This window comes from Brasilonema octagenarum UFV-OR1, from assembly GCF_963888615.1.
GTDB classification, from domain to species: Bacteria; Cyanobacteriota; Cyanobacteriia; order Cyanobacteriales; family Nostocaceae; genus Brasilonema; species Brasilonema sennae.
The window spans coordinates 1-18397 of sequence record NZ_CAWPKW010000026.1; the positions used below are offsets into that span (position 1 = coordinate 1).

Consider the following 18397-nt stretch of genomic DNA (forward strand, 5'->3'; position numbering starts at 1 on the left):
TCGCGCAGGGCTTTGGCGTGAATGCTTTCTGAGGGATAACCGCTCCCATGCTCCCTATGAAGAAAGAAGTAAATGTCTAGACTTGTCTAGGTTTTATATAGCAGAAAACCTATCCGTTTAATTAATTTCCCCAGCGAATGGGTAGGGGAAAATTTCATCCCACAGGACGGACGCCGGTCCAGCTCCTAAAAGCGCGAGATCAGCGTGACGCCAACGATCAGCATAAACGTACCCACGCCGCGCATCAAGTTGAAGGAGTGCGGCTCAACGTGCAACAGGCCGAAGTGGTCAATGGCGAGGGACATAATGATCGCGGCGCTGACGTTGAGCGCGGTGTAAGTGCCCGTACCGACCTCGCTGACTAGCTTCAGCCCGGCATACACGGCTACCGCGCCGACTAACCCAGCCAAGGGTGCCCACCAAGGCATTAGCTGGATGTCTCGCAAGGATGGCAGCGGCTTTGGAACAACGGCGACGGCGCAAATGAAAAAGGCGACGATGAGACTGAAAGAAACCAGTGAGGCGAGCCACGGGTTTTTCAACGAGCGATAAAGCTGCGCGTTCATAGCTGAGCCGCAGGCCTGGAGCAGACCCCCGACGATGATGAACAGGTAAATGCCGATTTTCATGTGGATGTAATGGTAACACTATTGACTGCTACGAAAATAGCCGCTTTCTTGAGCAAATTTCTGTGGTTCAGTACGTTCATTGACTTCTCCATCAAATTCACTTTCTCTATCTAGCTTGTGCAAAAATCATGCCAATCAGTATGGACAAGCGCCAGGTAGGTAAAGGCAACAACGCTGTAGACACGTTCGACGAGATCGCACTCAGGAGTCGCCTCAGAAAAAGGCTGTTTATTCTGGAATAAAAAACACATCACTATTTGCCCACGCTTATTACTCTTTCTTTTTACGTAGCATTATGCTAAAAATAAGTTATATTAAATACTTTACTATACTGAGGAGTGTTCCAGTTTTTAATGTCACTTTCTTACATACATTTATTTATTTATGAACGATTTTTCTTGTTAGCTGCAAGATATCAGCCTCCCATCGCTGTTCACGCCCTTGTTCTCACTTCTTGAGGCTTGGTGCAAGATGTGAACTTTGCAAGGAGGATGAGGCGACTGATACAACCAAAACTGATTCAGTGGCGATTGAGTGTATGCCTACAGGACACTTTGCGCTAAGCCCAAAGCGTGCCAAGCGCAACTCCTAACACTGAATAAAGAGGTAAAAATGTCCCAATAGCTTGTATAGCAGTCCTTTGGAAAAAGATACAATCAATTAACGCAAGAAAGCTTAAAGCTTTCAATGAATTTGAAAAAGAGAAGCAACACCAGACACCAATCCGAAGGTTGCTTCTCAAGTTTCCGTAAAACCCATTAGAAATGGATTTCCACAACTATGGTAAACCAAATTGTAGACATTGTAGATACTCTGAGTTACCCAGAGTTAGCCGGACTTCTCACGGCTTGTGGGTATGCTATTCGAGAGCAAACGGAACTTTCTAGGGCTTTGCTTGAACTTAGTTTTGAAATTTCCAAACTGCATGATAAAGAAGGCTTTTTTAATTCCGAATATCAGGATGTAGTGAACGATATAGATTTGGCACTATTAGCTGGTTTGTGTGCTGTCAAATTGACTCAAATGGCTACAGTAATTGAGGAAATCAATCGAAGATATCAGGAAATATTTGTAAATTCATGAGGATGAGAATTCGTATCAAATGCAGTAAATAAACTGAGGTTGTGAAAAGCTAAAGTTTTGTAACCAAAACAAATCTACTCATTGATCCCAAGTTTCTAGAAACTTATCAAACCGAAATAATAAAATCAGTGAACAGCTATGGTAGCTGTTCACTGATTTCAAATACCGTCCAAGATTGTCCAACTTGTCAATGAACGGCATAGTAAAGGATGTTTTTCACAAGAAAGAATTCAGGACTCACGAGCCAGAATTCAGCTTGGGAAATTCTTTCGACTGGCGGATAAATAAGCGGCTTTAAGTCCTCCACGCTTATCTTTGATGAGCGTGGTCAACAATTAGTGGCGGATCAGAATCCCTTACTGATTGAAGCTTCGACACAACGACCACGCTCAGTGCATCGCTTCGCTCAGCTTCAAGTGTAAGCGTAGCCGAACCGTTAATTCTGACTCCTAAATTCTAACTTCTAAATTCTTCTTCAATTTTGAATTGCTTAGCACTGCCTTACAGAGCTTAAAGATTCACAAGAAGCTCACCCGTACCGACTTATAAAAACGAGAGCTTGATCACACCTATAAGATAAAAAAGATAACAAAAAGCACTCAGGAGTGTTACCGTGTTTCCATCCCAAATGCTTTTTGTTTACACTTGCTCCTCACACACACTCCTAGAAAATAACATTGACTTTATCAAAGAGCAAGTAACCTAGGTGACACTTTGAAAACTGATCCTTCTGTGTTGAATTTAGCAAAGCAAAAAGCGCTTGAACGTCTGGCCGTGTTTCGACTTCAAGCGCTTTTTGTTTTCAACTTACTCCTCACACCATATAAACAATATCACAGGTTAAATGAGATCACAATTCTAAAGGGTGACACTTCAGCAACTGCTCTACTGTCTTAAGACATAGAGTTGGGATTTTTTCTATGTCTTATGACTTACTTCAAATTATACATCCCTCTTCGGAAAGATATTTTTAATGTAGAAAGTGACGGATACCCGTGAACACCATAACTAAACCCAGTTCATTAGCAGCGAGTATGGAATCTTGATCCCGCATACTTCCCCCTGGTTGGACAATTGCCTTAATTCCGGCTGCGGCTGCTGTTTTGACTGAATCATCAAAGGGGAAGAATCCATCACTGGCGAGAATTGCTGCTTTGGCTTTTTCCCCAGCTTGTTCTAAGGCAATTTTAACTGAGCCAACACGGTTCATTTGACCTGCACCCACACCCAAAGTCGTGCGATCGCCACTCACAAGAATCGCATTAGACTTAACGTGCTTGCAAACTTTCCAAGCAAACAGCAATTCTTCTAACTCATCATCACTTGGTTTCTTTTCGGTGACGATTTGCCATGTACTGGTGTTGGCTACCGCGTCATCTGAAGCTTGCAGCAGGAAACCACCTGCAATAACTTTTACAGTTTCTTTCGGTCCACAACTCAAATCTGGTAAAATTAAGACTCGCACTTTTGATTTAGCAGCCAGAATCTCTTGTGCTTCGGCATCACAACTTGGTGCAACCACGCATTCTAAAAACGTCTTTGTTAACTCAGTAGCAGTTCCAGCATCAATCGGACGGTTTAGTGCAACAATTCCACCAAAAGCAGAAACAGAGTCCGCGTTGAATGCTTTTTGGTAAGCTTCTTGAATGCTTTGTCCCAAGGCGACACCACAGGGATTCGTATGTTTGATAATTGTTGCTGCGGGTGTATCGGTGAATTCAGAAATAATCCGCCGTGCGGCTTCTAAATCAACCAAGTTATTGTAACTGAGTTCTTTGCCTTGAAGTTTAGTAGCAGCTGCCCATCCAGTTGAAGTCGTACCAGTTTCATACCAGGCGGCACTTTGATGAGGATTTTCGCCGTAACGGAGAGATTGTAGTTGTTTGCCTTTAAGGGTGTAGTGTTGAGGTGATTCCGCCTCTTTGCTAAGGTTCTGACTCAGGTATGCGGCGATCGCCTGATCATAGCTAGACGTATGCAAAAATCCCTTTAAGGCACACTTTTTCCGAAACTCTAGAGATGGTTCACCATTTGAGCGGTGCATTTCCTGTAAATATTCTTCATACTGCGCTGGATCACATAAAACTGTCAGATGAGGAAAGTTTTTTGATGCTCCCCTCAGCATAGCAGGACCACCAATATCAATTTGCTCGATTGCCTCAGGTAAAGTCACCCCTTGTTTTGCGATAGTTTCTTCAAAAGGATAAAGATTCACCACAACCAAATCAATCGGGCGAATTTGGTTATTTGCCAAATCTGCTATGTCTTCGGGTACATCTCGCCGTGCTAAAATCCCGCCATGTATCCGAGGATGTAAGGTTTTGACTCGACCACCTAGGATTTCTGGAGAACCTGTGTAATCAGCAACTTTTGTGACTGGTAGCCCTGCATCTTTCAGTGCTTTGGCTGTTCCTCCACTGCTAATGAATTCAAAGTCAAATTCTTTTACTAACCTACGGGCAAGGTCAATCAATCCTGTTTTGTTAGATACACTCAGCAGTGCTAGACGCGCCATATTTCCTGGGTTCCCTTTGGTGTAAATACAGTTAGTGCAGATGTCTATTGTATAAACCGCAAGGGCACATAGACACAAAGCGGCTGAACACAAAGCATTGGATAGTCGCTATATCGATATCATCAGAGCTATTATTAAAAGTTGGTCATCTTCAGAATAGTTCAACAGCAAGCCCACCATAAAAGGTGGTACTGTTCTGATTTATGACATTTTGTAACCTTAGGCAAATGTATTAGCGACGCAAACAAGCTTTAGCGGTGTACGATGTTCGTGATTGGGAAACAAAACTTCTCAATATGATGAATGTAAGCGAATATTTTTACCAACTGTCACATTATGGATTACCAAGACATCATTACAATAGAGCCTGGAAAGCGTAGTGGCAAGCCGTGTATTCGGCGAATGCGAATCACCGTGTACGACATCTTGGAATATCTGGCAGGTGGGATGACCGAAGCAGAAATTTTGGAAGATTTTTCTGAACTCACCTCAGAAGATATCAAAGCTTGTCTTGCTTTTGCAGCTGATCGTGAGAGAAAGTTATTTGTGGCATCCCTGTGAAACTGCTATTGGATGAAAACCTATCAGACCGAATCATTCACAGGATTGTCGATTTGTATCCTAATTCTGAGCATGTCAAAACTTTAGGACTGACAAATACTGATGATACAGTTATCTGGGAACATGCAAAGGCGAATGATTTTGTGATTGTTTCCAAAGATTCTGACTTCCATCAGCGCAGTTTACTTTATGGTCATCCACCCAAGTTTATTTATCTTCGTATTGGTAACAGTCCAACATCGAAGATTATTCAAATATTGAGAGATAATTTTGATACGATCACTCAATTTGAAAGTAGCGAAACGGAAAGTATTTTGGTGTTGATGTAGTGTGGAACCGCCGCATAACAACCCCCACACCCGAGCCTCGAAGGTTATTTGTGAGTGTCTGAGGTTACTTGCGGCTATATTGGTAGAGATGCAAAGGTTGTCTACCGCCGCTCAATTGTGCCCTTATGCCAGTGGAGTCCTTAGTATTGCTGATGCAAAAATTTTTATCTTGTCATTGCATACTTTTTATGCTTGACTGTCCTTTGTCCCTCGTCATCTGTAATGACTAAGGATTAATGACCAATGATCAATAACTAATAACTAATGACTAACACTCTAGATTTTATCAGCGTACCTCCAAAAACGGGGCAACCACCAAAGGGTTTAATTGTCACTTTACATGGTTGGGGTGCCAATGCTGAAGATGTGGCGTCTTTATCGCGGTTTTTTAATTTACCAGATTATCAGTTTCTGTTTCCGAATGCACCTTTTCCTCATCCTAATTCCTCTGTTGGGAGAGCGTGGTATGACCTTCGGATGGAAAATATGTATCAAGGGTTAGTAGAAAGTAGGCAGCAACTAACAGATTGGTTGCAATCTTTAGAAAAGAGCACTGGTGTGCCTTTGTCGCGGACAATTTTGAGCGGATTTTCTCAAGGCGGGGCTATGACTTTAGACGTAGGATTAAAGTTACCCCTAGCTGGTTTAATTTCTTTAAGTGGTTATTTACATCAAGATGTAAAAAGTGTGAAAACACAAAATGTGGCGTCTCTACCACCTGTTCTGATTATGCATGGAAGACAAGATACAGTTGTGCCATTACAAGCTGCTGTTTCAGCACGAAAATTTCTTGAATCTCTCGGGGCTGCTGTAGAATACTATGAATTTGACATGGGTCATGAAATCCGACCAGAAATGCTAGAGTTTTTACGAAATTTTGTTATTGTCAATGCATAAAGACTCTTAATTTGTCTTTACTTAATTTGGGTTAGCAAAATTTTACGAATTATCTGATAAATCTGTAAAATTTTCACGAAATTATCGCTCGCAAGTGAGTAATATATATTGGGTGGCTGCGTCAAGCGCAACTCAACCCATGCTGGATGCAAATGCTGCTAATGGGAGGGGCAAGCACTATGAAAACTCTAAGCATTTCTAAAAGAGAAATTGCTACCATCACTCCACAAGAGGTGGAAGTGTTAGCGACACGTCTGGAGCAGGATAATTACAGTAATGCTTTTGAGGGTTTGAATGATTGGCATTTACTACGAGCGATCGCCTTTTCGCGTCCAGAGTTAGTTGAATCATACATTCACCTTTTAGATTTAGAACCCTACGATGAGGCGTAGATGTTTCAGAAGAAACGGGTTCTGATTGCAATAGGCGGCGGTATCGCCGCCTATAAAATTTGTGAGGTTGTTTCCACTTTGTTTAAAATTGGAGTGGAAATAAAAGTAATTCTCACTAATTCAGCACAAAAATTTATTACGCCTCTGACTCTAGCAACACTTTCCCGTCATCCAGCTTATACAGATGAAAATTTTTGGCAATCAACTCACTTTCGTCCATTACATATTGATTTAGGTGAGTGGGCAGATTTAATTGTAATTGCACCTCTAACAGCAAACACATTAGCAAAGTTAGCTTATGGTATGGCTGACAATTTGCTCACAAATACTGTTTTGGCTTCAACTTGTCCCGTATTGCTAGCGCCAGCAATGAATACTGATATGTGGGAACAGCAGGTGGTGCAACGTAATTGGGAACAATTATTGACAGATAATCGATTTCATGGAATGTGTACAGGGTCGGGGTTGTTGGCGTGCGATCGCGTTGGTGCTGGTAGAATGGCAGAACCCCCAGAGATTATTACTTATGTTCAATCCTTGTTACACACCACAGGGAAGCGAGATTTGTTAGGTAAGCGCGTGTTGATTAGTGCAGGGGGAACACGAGAGTATCTTGATCCAGTACGGTTTATTGGCAATCCTTCCACAGGAAAAATGGGGTTAGCTTTAGCACAAGCAGCACTGCACCGAGGAGCAAGCGTGACATTGGTACATGCTCCGGCGAGTTGGGATGTACCATTAGGAGTGCAAGCAATTCCTGTTGTGAGTGCAGAAGAAATGCGAGCAAGTATGGTGGAGTACTTACCAAGCGCAGATATAATTGTCATGTCCGCAGCAGTGGCGGATGTCAAGCCACGGGAGTACAGTCAACACAAGTTGCCAAAAAAATCACTTCCTCAAGCTTTACCTTTGGAACCAGTACCAGATATTGTTGGAGAATTGGCACGTCTCAAACAATCACATCAACAATTAATTGGCTTTGCAGCACAGACAGGAGATATTGTCACACCAGCCCTAGAGAAATTGCACAGTAAAAATCTGGATGCGATTATTGCTAACCCTATCGATGAACCGGATAGCGGTTTTGGAAGTGATCATAATCGAGCCATATTTTTGGATCAGCAAGGACAAAGAATAGAAATTCCTCCTTGTTCCAAATTAGAAATGGCTCATCATATTTTTGATTTATTGGAAAAGAAATAACCAAAGGAACTGACAAGTCAATGCCTGCGCTTTGGCTTAAAAAACTCAGTATATCTTTATTGCTTTTTCCCTGTTAAGGGTTCCCTGTTAAGCGCCCTGACGAGTTGTTCACCAGAACAAACCAGATTCGTATATAGCAATCCCATATGAGTTGTGATATCATGTCCGCTTAATTACTTACAATTTTTGACAAGATGATTAATATTATTCAAAATCTCATTAATATGCTTACCAAAAATGTACCTCGTACCCTCTGAACCAAAGAACCAGAGAAAATTCAAAAACTGGTTGAAGCTGGTTACTTTTTAAATATTACCAATAGAGGACAAGCTATTTTTCAGATTAATCCAATTAAAAAAGCTCAGAGATGATACGTCTAAATCCGCTTGTCAATAGTGTTTGAGACGCGCTTACCCTGCTATAGCAGTCCTAAATCATTCATAAAATTCTCTATTTCTTTTCTTGGCGCTCTTGGCACGCCAGGTGCAACAAGCGCGGCTCGCCGCCCAACGCACTGGCTCGTCTTGGCGGTATGTCCTCCGGATACGCTGCGCGAACGATAATTTTTACAACTCAAATAGGATTGCTATATATATCTTCAATTTATGCGCAACGCGTAGGCACTTTCACACAAATCAAATACGATTGCTATATTAAACACAACGGTTGCAAAATCTATGCTTCTTGTTACAAACTAGTTAACACGAAGTTAATTCTGATAACAATTTGTCATAAAAGTAATGGATTAAAATGAAAATTTGATTGATAGAATTGTAGTATTTTTTAAAAGAGTCTCAATAACAATTTATAAGTAAAAAAAAACGCCTGTAAAGAGTAATTTTAACTACATCTTGACTTTTAAAAAAAATAAAATATGTAACAACTTTACAAAAATATTTATGAGCAAAATAGAAGCAGAAACTAAGACTGATAATTTGTGCCCGGAGGCGACGAATGGTAGCGCTCGCAGAGAACGTCCAAAAACGGCTAACTGTACAAACTGTTGAAATAGCCCCTAATACAACGGCGATTCGCTGTCTTGATTGGGACCGCGATCGCTTTGATATAGAATTCGGTTTGCAAAACGGTACGACATACAACTCATATCTGATCAAAGGTGAGCGGGTAGTTCTTATTGACACTGCTCACACCAAGTTTCGCGACCTTTATTTAAATACGCTCAAAAGCCTGATCAACCCGAAGGCGATTGATTACATTATTGTCAGCCACACAGAACCAGACCACAGTGGCTTAGTGGAAGATGTTCTCCAGTTAGCTCCTAGAGCGACTGTTTTAGCGTCAAAAGTTGCACTCCAGTTTCTGGAAAACCTGGTACACGACCCGTTTTCTAAGCGGATTGTCAAGAGTGGCGATCGCGTAGATCTTGGTCTTGGACACGAAATCGAATTCGTGAGTGCACCTAACCTACACTGGCCCGATACAATATTTAGCTTCGACCACAAAACCGAAACCCTGTATACTTGCGATGCCTTTGGCATGCACTATTGCAGCGATGATACCTTTGACATCAATCTAGATGCCATTGAACCTGACTTCAAATTTTACTACGACTGCTTGATGGGTCCCAACGCCCGTTCCCTCGTGAATGCCATGAATAAAATGGGTGACCTTGGGAAAATTAAAATCATCGCCAATGGACACGGACCCCTACTTTACCACCATCTTGATATTCTTAGGGAATGTTACCAAACTTGGAGTCATAGACAAGTTCAGGCACAAACAATAGTCGGCTTATATTATGTCTCCGACTACGGACACAGTCAGGAACTTGCCCACGAAATTGCTGAAGGGTTGCAGAAAACTGGGCTTGGCGTCGAAGTGATGGATCTTACCACCGCTGAAATCCAAGAAATTCAAGAACTCGCAGCTCGCTCAGCTGGCATTCTTATCGGTATGCCTCCAAGTGCTAACGTTGCAGCTCATGCTGCTATCAGTTCGCTCTTAGGCGTCGTCAAGAAGCAAGTCGTTGGACTGTTTGAGTGCTACGGCGGAGATGATGAACCTATTGATACACTTCGCAGAAAATTTCTCGACCTTGGTATTAAGGAAGCTTTCCCAGCAATCCGCATCAAACAAACTCCCAGCACAGCTACTCACCAAGTGTGTAGAGAAGCAGGTATAGACTTAGGACAATTGCTTGTTCGCGAACGTAACATCAAGCAAATCAAGTCTATCGACGCCAACTTAGAAAAAGCACTCGGTCGGATTAGCAACGGACTCTACATTATCACAACCCAAAAGAATGATGTTCAAGGGGCAATGCTAGCTTCCTGGGTGGCTCAAGCCAGCTTGCAACCTTTAGGATTTACAGTTGCGATCGCCAAAGATCGTGCCATAGATTCTTTGATGCAAGTGGGTGATAAGTTCGTCCTTAACGTTTTGGAAGAAGGAAATTATCAAGAATTAAAGAAACACTTCCTCAAGCGTTTAGTTCCTGGTGGTGACAGATTTGCTGGCGTCAAAACCCAAACAGCCAAAAATGGTTCCCCCATTCTCACAGACGCTCTTGCCTACATGGAATGTGAAATTGTCAGCAGCATCGAATGCAGCGACCACTGGCTGTTATATTGTACAGTTGCTGACGGTAAAGTCTCCAAACCAGAGGGACTCACAGCTGTTCGCCATCGCAAGGTAGGCACTTACTACTAATTAAGCTGGGGAGATTGGGAGAGAATATCATCCCATCACCCCATTGCCCCCCCACTCGCTGCACTCAAATTCAAAATTATCAATTCAAAATTCAAAATTAAGAATTCTTTTTTTTGAACTTTGAATTTTGTTCGCGTAGCGTGCCCGAAGGGCATACTTTGAATTCCTCCGTTCGCGCAAGCGTGCCGTTAGGCATAGGAGGTCCACTCATCCCCCTATCTCAGAATCTCCCTCACTCGACAACTATGAATAATCCCAATCCCCGCGACGTACAAGTTCTACCAATCGCTACAAACACGACAGTACTAAGGGCACGTAGTTGGACACGTCTACGGTTTGAAATTGAATACGCACTAGCAAAAGGTACCACCTCGAATTGCTATTTAATAGAGGGTGATAAAACTGCAATTATTGACCCACCCCCAGAAACTTTCACACAAATTTTTCTAGACGCATTACAGCAGTCTCTTGAACTGAAACACTTAAATTACGTTATTCTAGGTCACTTTAATCCTAACCGAATCGCAACTCTTAAAGCTCTGTTAGAACTAGCACCACAACTGACTTTTGTTTGTTCGCTTCCTAGTGCTGCCAATTTGAGTGCAACTTTCCCCAATCACAAATTGAACATCATGACGATGCGGGGGAAAGAAACTCTGGATTTAGGTAAGGGTCATGTTTTGCGCTGTCTCCCCATTCCCAGCCCTCGTTGGCCTGGAGGTCTTTGTACTTATGACCAGCAAACTCAGATACTGTACACTAATAAGCTATTTGGTGCTCATATCTGTGGTGAAGAAGTCTTTGATGAAGATTGGGGCATTTTAAAAGAAGACCAGCGCTACTATTTTGATTGCTTGATGGCTCCTCATGCAACTCATGTACAAGCAGCCCTAGAGAAAATATCAGAACTACAAATCAGAATGTTGGGTACCCTTCACGGTCCTTTGGTACGCTATGGCCTAGTGGAACTTACCCAAGCCTATCAGCAATGGAGCCATTCTCAAACTGCTCGCGAAATTACCGTTGCTTTACTTTATGCTTCGGCGTATGGAAATACAGCAACTTTGGCGCAGGCGATCGCCCTTGGTTTAACAAAAGGAGGAGTCGCTGTAGAATCCATCAACTGTGAGTTTGCTTCACCTGAAGAGATTCGTGCAGCTTTTGACAAAGCTGAGGGCTTTATCATCGGTTCTCCTACCATTGGTGGTAACGCACCAACTCCCATTCACACTGCTTTAGGTACTGTGCTAGCCAGCGGTGACAATAGCAAGCTTGCTGGGATATTTGGTTCTTATGGATGGAGTGGCGAAGCTTTCGACTTCATTGAAGGTAAACTCCGTGATGCGGGATATCGGTTTGGGTTTGAAACTATGAAAGTCAAGTTTAAACCCTCAGATGTCCTGCTTAAACAGTGTGAAGAAACAGGTACAGACTTTGCCCAAGCCCTGAGAAAAGCCAAAAAAGTGCGTATGACTCAAACTGCAGCGACTCCTGTTGAACAAGCTGTTGGTCGGATTGTAGGATCAATTTGCGTTGTGACAGCAAAGCTTGGAGAAGTTTCTACTGGAATGATGGGGTCTTGGATTTCTCAAGCCACCTTTAACCCACCAGGTATTACTGTTGCTATCGCCAAAGAACGGGCAATTGAATCCCTGATGTATCCTGGCGGTAAATTTGTCTTGAATGTTTTACCTGAAGGTCATCAGCAAGAATACATGAAACACTTCCGCAAATCTTTTGCGCCTGGAGAAGACAGATTTGCAAATTTCTCCACAAAAGTTGCTGATAACGGCTGCATTGTTCTCACTGATTCCTCAGCATATCTTGAATGTTCTGTCAACAAACGCATGGAATGCGGTGATCATTGGGTTGTGTATGCAACTGTCGATAATGGTAAACTACTTAAAGCCGATGCAGTGACAGCCGTTCACCATCGCAAAGCAGGCAATCATTATTAGACTTTGAGCAAAACTACACCCCTAGTTCCTGACGCACAAACAATGTGCTATATATAATTATTGGGGCAGTTTTAGTAGTATAACTACTGAGACTGCCTTATAACTGTGAAATGCTGAGCTAAATTTTCCGTATTTACCTCAAGGACAATTGAATACATATTGGTAAACGTTATATCAGGGAAGCATGTTAGTATTTATTGATACTAGTAACTGTGCACTCTGTCTTTTGTATTGTCCTTTTTGTATGACTCAAGAAAACAGCAACATTAAATTTCCTCTTTGGGAGTATCTAAACCAACCCGTATTCAGTCACAAAACTATATTAAGTCCTCGTCGCTTTGCGCACCGACACAGAGTGCAACTTTTAAAAAGGTGTTTGGCTAAAGTTTGTGAGGCAAAAGAATCACAATAAAATTAGATAACGTAGATAAGTTCAGGAACTAAGCTAAATTAGTATTGTGCTGCTTCAAAAACTAACCAACGGATATAGATCATCTTTATGAAGAGCAAGAATCAACCCATCTTCGCCTTATTGTTGAGAAGCGGTATAGTCTTCTCACCCATTCTACTGTCCGTTGGTTTTGCCAGTGCCCAACAAACACCTTCTTCGCCACAGCCTCCGGGACTTTCCACTCCGTACCAGCAAGAACTACCGCGACTGACAGAAGAACATCGCGTCTATCTTCGCGATACTATCTTGCTCAACGTCTGGCTAGCCATGCTGACTCTTGTTCCAGTCACAGTCATTGCTGCTTTATTCCTGCTGCGACGGGTTGCTATCCGTGAAATAGTTGATAAAGCAATCTCACGGCTACATGGACTCCAAGAGTTAGAAAAACAGCTAGTGAGTGTTAAGCAAGAAGCACAAAAACTCATCCAAGAAACGAGAAATATTACTTCTAACCTAGATAAAGAAGTAGAAGCACTTCAACAAACAATCACAACTGAACAAGAAACTTTATCTAGAATCCCATCTCAAATATTTAACATCCAAGAGCAACTAACATCAGAATTAGAAACAGCCATCAACAATTCTAAACAAAACGTCAAAACTTTAGAATATGAATTTTCGGCTCAAGTCTCTGAGTTAGAATTGCAAACCCAACAGCAAAGAAATACAACTGTTGAAAATTTAAGAACATGGGAAGTAGAAGTTGCATCTCAACTGTCTGAATTACAAAGCGAGGTTCAACAACAAAAGAATATCGCACTGGGAAATATCGAACAGTCCCGGTTTGAGTTTGCAACTCAACTCTCTGGATTAGAGTTTGGTGCTCAACAGCAAAAGAACAAGATTTTTGATGATTTGGATCAATTACAGTCAGAAGTTGTATCTCGACTGTCTGCATTACAAGAGAGTGTTCAGCAACAAAAGGATATCGTACTCGGGAATATAGAAGAATCGAATTCTGAGTTGACATCTCACATGTCAGAATTCCAATCAAATGCAGAAGTTCAAAAACACAACCTGCTCGAAAGCTTGGAGCAATTACGCTTAGAATTTAGCTCACAACTGTCTACATTACAGAACCAAGTTCAACAACGAGGGGATATCGCACTAGGAAATATCGAACAATCGAGTTCCGAGTGGACAGAGAGAATGTCGGGATTGCAATGGGATGCAGAACAGCAAAAAGACAATCTGACGGAAAGCTTGGAGCAATTGCGCTTAGAATTTAGCTCACAACTGTCTGCATTACAAGAAAGTGTTCAACAACGAAAGGATGTTGTACTCGGGAATATAGAAGAATCGAATTCCGAGTTGACAGAGAAAATGTCGGGATTGCAATCGGATGCAGAACAGCAAAAGTACAAAATTATCCAAAGTTTAGAGCAATTACGCTTAGAATTTGCTTCTTTCCTGTCGAAACTGCAAGTGGATGCTCAACAACGCAAAGAAACAGTAGTAGAGAATTTAGAGAAATCTGGCGGTGAGTTTGCATCTAAGTTTTCAGAATTACAGTTGAATGCTCAACAAAGAAAAAATACTATTCTTGAGAAGCTGGGAGAATTAGAAGCAGAATTTGTATCTCAACTTTCGGAATTGCAGAAGGATGCTCAACAAAGAAAAAAAATCATGCTTGAGCAACTATCTGTGGTTACACCTCCTCCCTCTGTCGCCGAATCTGCAACTGCGAAAGTGGAGGAAAAAGTACAGGAGGTACCACTTGTAGTCATATCTCCTCCCTCAGTCGCCGAATCTGCGACTCGCAAAGCAGAGCAAAAAAGACAGCAAGTACCACAGTCTGTGGTTACACCTGCTTCCTCTGTCGCCGAATCTGCAACTCCCAAAGCACAGGAAAAAAGACAGCAAGTACCACAACAACCAGAGGTGAGAGAAGATACTCAGACTCAACAAGAGTCAAAAGTTGATGAGATTCTCAAACAAGCAAATGTTCTTTTCTCCCAAAGACGCTACGAAGATGCACTTGCTATTTACAACCAAGCAGTGGAAATTCAGCCAAAAGACGCTGTTGCTTGGTTGAACAGAGGTATGGCTTTAGGGAGGTTGAAACAGTACAAAGATGCGATCGCCTCCTACGAACAAGCTTTGAAAATCAACCCAGAGTACCATCAAGCCTGGGTTGATCTTGGTGTAGCATTGGGATACTTACAAAAACACAAGCAAGCTTTTATTGCTTTCAAGAAAGCAACGCAAGTTAAGCCGGATGATGGTGTCGCATGGTTCAACAGAGCTCTTGCTTTGCAAGAAATGGAACGATATGAAGAAGCGATCACTTGTTTTGACAAAGCCATCAAACTCAAGCCTGAGTCCTACAAAGCTTGGAATAACCAAGGTTACGCCTTAGTAAGGCTGGGACAAGATGACGAAGCGATTGAATGTTTCAACAAAGCCCTGGAAATAAAACCAGACTACGGCAACGCTTATTATAACAAAGCTGCCTGTTACGCACTGCAAAGAGAGGTTAAGTTGGCTTTAGAAAATCTGCAACGGGCAGTTGAGATTAATCCTGATTATAAGGAAGAAGCGGCAACTGACATAGATTTTGATGAAATTGCTGGAGATAAGCGTTTTCAGGAGTTTGTGACTGGAATTCCAGCAGGAAACCCAACAGTAGCAGGTTGAAATGCAGGCTCATGGTTATTAGCATGGAAAAAATGGAGTGGATGTGAAGCAGCTGATCGAATTTCATTGATTTTGGCTGAATCAAAACTAAAAATCTTGAGAGGTTTGGATTAACAGACGTCGCGCCCTTTGTATAATAGAACTCTTGCAAAAGTCATTTTTGCGCATTGTTGGGTAAAGGGGTGCATGTTAAAGGTTAAAGGGTTTTTATTTTCCCTTTCCCTTTCCCCCTTAACCTTTTCCCCGACAACTGCCACGAAGTCTAATGAGTTAGAAAACGAAAGATGATTGTTGAGCCAGAATTTGATAAAGAAACCTTTTTTGAAGCAGGCAGTCACGAAGATTTGTCTAAATTATTACGTGCTTGTGCTTATGCTCTTGAAAAAAAGATTTCACTTTATAATGCAATAGAAAAAATAGGAGTGAAATTTCAAATTCTCATGTGTTCTATCGTCAAAGATGAACAACTCAACAATGAAGGCAAAATAGAAGAAGCTGAAGAGAAATTTTGTGAGAATTACGAGTTACAACATTTCATAGAGGATATTCCATACGGTGTTAGGCTGGCGTTTCTTGCAGCTGAATGCACAGCGAATTTAATTCGCTATGTAAGTATTTCTGAAAACGAAGAAAGTCGAATTTTGTATGAAAAGATAAAAAATAGTTTAGAAGAAGGGAACGTTTGAGCAAGCGCTAACCACAACGATAATATCCCATCCCCTTTATAAGGCTACGGTGTACACACATCTCGCTCAAAACCTCACCCTCGCTTTTAGCTGCGCTAAAATCTTTCCCTCTCCTTAGTAAGGAGAGGGATGCCCGACAGGGCAGGGTGAGGTTCCGAGGAAATTTCGAGTCATGCGATGACTTGTGTGTACACCGTAGCTTTATAAGGGCAGGGGGGATCGAGGTTTCGGCTTTTCAGTGCGTAAGTCCTAACTTTGTCACAAAATATTACAAATAAGGACTATGAGCCTAAAAACCTGATATTAGTACTACCGAGCCATAATTTGACTAATTTTCAAGTATTTTTCCCAATCCCAGATTCAAAACTCATAAAATATTGAGGATAAAACTGGTGCGTCACCCACTATTTTTCTTTGCCTTGCCCCTAGCTACCCTAGCAAGCTTTAGCTACCTCACCATCGCCAAAGCACAAATCACTCCTGATAACAGTCTCGGTGCAGAAAATTCTGTTGTTACTCCTAATGTCCAAATTAACGGCACCCCTAGCGACAGGATTGATGGAGGGGCGACTCGTGGGGCTAACCTGTTCCACAGTTTTCAGCAATTTAATATAAATGCAGGTAGAGGAGCTTATTTTTCTAATCCCGCAGGAATTGCAAACATACTCACCAGAGTGACTGGGGGTAATATCTCGAACATTCAGGGTGTCTTGGGTGTGTTGGGCAATGCGAATCTGTTCTTAATCAACCCCAATGGAATTATCTTTGGACCAAATGCCCGCTTGGATATGGGTGGTTCATTTTTGGGAAGTACGGCAAATAGTCTGATATTTAAGAATGGGTTTGAGTTTAGTGCAACTAATCCCCAAGCACCGCCATTGTTAACTATAACTGCTCCGGTTGGGTTGAGCTATCGGGAAAATTTCAAAAATATTACCAATCAGTCGAGGGCTGTTGATAATAGTAATACTCCTGTTGGTCTTACTGTTCCAGAAGGTAATTTTTTAACACTAGTAGGTGGTAATGTCAACTTAGATGGTGGAAGATTGACAGCACTCGGAGGACGGGTTGAGTTAGGAGGATTATCTGCTGCTGGGACGGTGGGACTCAATAGTGATGGTAGCTTGAGTTTTCCTGTGGGAGTGCAAAGAGGTGATGTATCGCTGACGAATGAGGCGAGGGTTGATGTTACCTCAGGCGGGGGCGGTAGTATTGGAGTTAATGCTCGCAATTTAGATATTTCCGGAGGAAGTATCCTGCAGGGTGGAATAGCGGAAGGCTTGGGGACGGTTGGTAGTCAAGCGGGAGATATTACGCTCAATGCCACAGGAGATATAAAAGTTGTAGGGAGCGGTGATGTAGGGAGCGGTGTTTTCAATAATGTGCAATCGAACGCAACGGGCAATGGTGGCAACATCAATATTACAACTGGCTCCTTCTCTTTAACCGATGGCGCTCAACTGAGTGCCAGCACCAGTGGACAAGGAAATGCAGGCAATGTGTCGGTGCGAGCGTCCGGTTCGGTTGAGCTTGTTAATCAGGGTATCTTAAGCACTGTAGAATCAACCGGTGTGGGTAATGGTGGCAACATCAACATTAATGCTGCAACACTCTCACTCAAGGATGGTGCTCAACTAGCAGCTGGGGTTCGTGGTCAAGCATCTGACACTCAACCCGGTGGACGGGGGAATGCAGGCAATGTCACTGTTGATGTTACAGGTCCTGTTATGATTACTGGGGTTGGGAGATTTTCCAGTGGGATTTTCAACTATGTAGAAACAGGGGCTATAGGTAATGCGGGAAATATTGCCATTTCCTCTGGCTCTTTCTCTTTAACTAATGGTGGCATACTGAATAGCAGTACCTTAGGACAAGGAAATGCAGGCAATGTGTCGGTGCGAGCATCAGGTGCTGTTGAGCTTGCAGGTAGTGACACTCGCATCCTCAGCACTGTGGAAGCAGGAGGTGTAGGCAAAGGTGGCAATATCGACATCAAGGCAGCAACACTATCACTCAAAGATGGTGCTCAACTGCGAACTGCAGTTCGTCAAGCATCTGACACCCAGCCAGCCGGAAGGGGGGATGCAGGCAATGTCAGTGTTTCTGTCACAGGACCAGTAACAATTGCTGGAATCAAGGATGGATTTTACAGTGGGGTTTTCAGCTTTGCGCAAACGGGGACGACGGGCAATGGGGGGAACCGTCGTCCCCGTTTGCACAAAGCTGAAAATGCCACTATAAAATCCATCCTTTTCGCCAGTAATTGTTACTGGTCCAGTGACATCAACAGTGACATTACCTGCATCACCCTTTCCTGCTTGCTGAGTGGAAGATGCTTCACTAACTAAGGTTCGCAGTTGAGCACCATCTTTGAGTGATAGTGTTG

At 42.5% G+C, this 18397-nt stretch carries 13 protein-coding genes; 11 read left to right on the forward strand and 2 right to left on the reverse strand.

The window, feature by feature from the left end; all coding sequences use genetic code 11:
* Positions 1 to 185 precede the first annotated feature (185 nt).
* Positions 186 to 629 (reverse strand): DMT family transporter, encoded by a 444-nt coding sequence (locus AC5590_RS01335; RefSeq protein WP_169267999.1) that lies wholly within the window; start codon positions 627 to 629, stop codon positions 186 to 188.
* A gap of 780 nt (positions 630 to 1409) precedes the next feature.
* Here AC5590_RS01335 and AC5590_RS01340 point away from each other — a divergent pair.
* The gene (locus AC5590_RS01340) at positions 1410 to 1712 is read left to right on the forward strand and encodes a hypothetical protein (protein WP_169268000.1); all 303 of its coding nucleotides are present in this window, start codon (positions 1410 to 1412) and stop codon (positions 1710 to 1712) included.
* A gap of 970 nt (positions 1713 to 2682) precedes the next feature.
* Here AC5590_RS01340 and purH read toward each other — a convergent pair.
* A complete protein-coding gene (gene purH / locus AC5590_RS01345; protein WP_169268001.1) occupies positions 2683 to 4227 on the reverse strand; it encodes a bifunctional phosphoribosylaminoimidazolecarboxamide formyltransferase/IMP cyclohydrolase in 1545 nt (514 codons plus the stop codon).
* Positions 4228 to 4563: 336 nt separating this feature from the next.
* Here purH and AC5590_RS01350 point away from each other — a divergent pair, with 336 nt between their 5' ends.
* The 10 genes from AC5590_RS01350 to AC5590_RS01395 all read left to right on the forward strand — a co-directional run bounded on the left by AC5590_RS01350 (position 4564) and on the right by AC5590_RS01395 (position 18359).
* The gene (locus AC5590_RS01350) at positions 4564 to 4788 is read left to right on the forward strand and encodes a DUF433 domain-containing protein (protein ID WP_169268002.1); all 225 of its coding nucleotides are present in this window, start codon (positions 4564 to 4566) and stop codon (positions 4786 to 4788) included.
* A complete protein-coding gene (locus AC5590_RS01355) occupies positions 4785 to 5117 on the forward strand; it encodes a DUF5615 family PIN-like protein (RefSeq protein WP_169268003.1) in 333 nt (110 codons plus the stop codon). Before AC5590_RS01350 ends, AC5590_RS01355 begins: the two co-directional genes overlap by 4 nt.
* Before the next feature lie 264 nt (positions 5118 to 5381).
* Positions 5382 to 6014, forward strand: a complete 633-nt coding sequence (locus AC5590_RS01360) for an alpha/beta hydrolase (RefSeq protein WP_169268004.1) — start codon at positions 5382 to 5384, stop codon at positions 6012 to 6014.
* Positions 6015 to 6193: 179 nt separating this feature from the next.
* Positions 6194 to 6406, forward strand: coding sequence for a protein IsiD (gene isiD / locus AC5590_RS01365; RefSeq protein ID WP_048867923.1), 213 nt, complete (start codon positions 6194 to 6196; stop codon positions 6404 to 6406).
* Positions 6407 to 7609: a bifunctional phosphopantothenoylcysteine decarboxylase/phosphopantothenate--cysteine ligase CoaBC gene (gene coaBC / locus AC5590_RS01370; RefSeq protein ID WP_169268005.1), complete on the forward strand. Its 1203-nt coding sequence runs from the start codon at positions 6407 to 6409 to the stop codon at positions 7607 to 7609.
* Positions 7610 to 8563: 954 nt separating this feature from the next.
* Positions 8564 to 10279, forward strand: coding sequence for a diflavin flavoprotein (locus AC5590_RS01375; protein WP_169268006.1), 1716 nt, complete (start codon positions 8564 to 8566; stop codon positions 10277 to 10279).
* A gap of 245 nt (positions 10280 to 10524) precedes the next feature.
* Positions 10525 to 12237 (forward strand): diflavin flavoprotein, encoded by a 1713-nt coding sequence (locus AC5590_RS01380; protein WP_169268007.1) that lies wholly within the window; start codon positions 10525 to 10527, stop codon positions 12235 to 12237.
* Between the two features lie 499 nt (positions 12238 to 12736).
* Positions 12737 to 15325 (forward strand): tetratricopeptide repeat protein, encoded by a 2589-nt coding sequence (locus tag AC5590_RS01385; protein WP_169268008.1) that lies wholly within the window; start codon positions 12737 to 12739, stop codon positions 15323 to 15325.
* A 284-nt stretch (positions 15326 to 15609) separates the two neighbouring features.
* Positions 15610 to 16011 (forward strand): hypothetical protein, encoded by a 402-nt coding sequence (locus AC5590_RS01390; RefSeq protein ID WP_169268009.1) that lies wholly within the window; start codon positions 15610 to 15612, stop codon positions 16009 to 16011.
* A 392-nt stretch (positions 16012 to 16403) separates the two neighbouring features.
* The gene (locus AC5590_RS01395; protein ID WP_169268010.1) at positions 16404 to 18359 is read left to right on the forward strand and encodes a two-partner secretion domain-containing protein; all 1956 of its coding nucleotides are present in this window, start codon (positions 16404 to 16406) and stop codon (positions 18357 to 18359) included.
* The last annotated feature ends 38 nt before the right edge of the window (positions 18360 to 18397 follow it).

Bases quoted from the DNA above. Each gene is read 5' to 3' on its own strand.
- AC5590_RS01335 (WP_169267999.1), bottom strand. From the start codon at position 629: ATGAAAATCGGCATTTACCTGTTCATCATCGTCGGGGGTCTGCTCCAG.
- AC5590_RS01340 (WP_169268000.1), top strand. From the start codon at position 1,410: ATGGTAAACCAAATTGTAGACATTGTAGATACTCTGAGTTACCCAGAG.
- purH (WP_169268001.1), bottom strand. From the start codon at position 4,227: ATGGCGCGTCTAGCACTGCTGAGTGTATCTAACAAAACAGGATTGATT.
- AC5590_RS01350 (WP_169268002.1), top strand. From the start codon at position 4,564: ATGGATTACCAAGACATCATTACAATAGAGCCTGGAAAGCGTAGTGGC.
- AC5590_RS01360 (WP_169268004.1), top strand. From the start codon at position 5,382: ATGACTAACACTCTAGATTTTATCAGCGTACCTCCAAAAACGGGGCAA.
- isiD (WP_048867923.1), top strand. From the start codon at position 6,194: ATGAAAACTCTAAGCATTTCTAAAAGAGAAATTGCTACCATCACTCCA.
- coaBC (WP_169268005.1), top strand. From the start codon at position 6,407: ATGTTTCAGAAGAAACGGGTTCTGATTGCAATAGGCGGCGGTATCGCC.
- AC5590_RS01375 (WP_169268006.1), top strand. From the start codon at position 8,564: ATGGTAGCGCTCGCAGAGAACGTCCAAAAACGGCTAACTGTACAAACT.
- AC5590_RS01380 (WP_169268007.1), top strand. From the start codon at position 10,525: ATGAATAATCCCAATCCCCGCGACGTACAAGTTCTACCAATCGCTACA.
- AC5590_RS01385 (WP_169268008.1), top strand. From the start codon at position 12,737: ATGAAGAGCAAGAATCAACCCATCTTCGCCTTATTGTTGAGAAGCGGT.
- AC5590_RS01390 (WP_169268009.1), top strand. From the start codon at position 15,610: ATGATTGTTGAGCCAGAATTTGATAAAGAAACCTTTTTTGAAGCAGGC.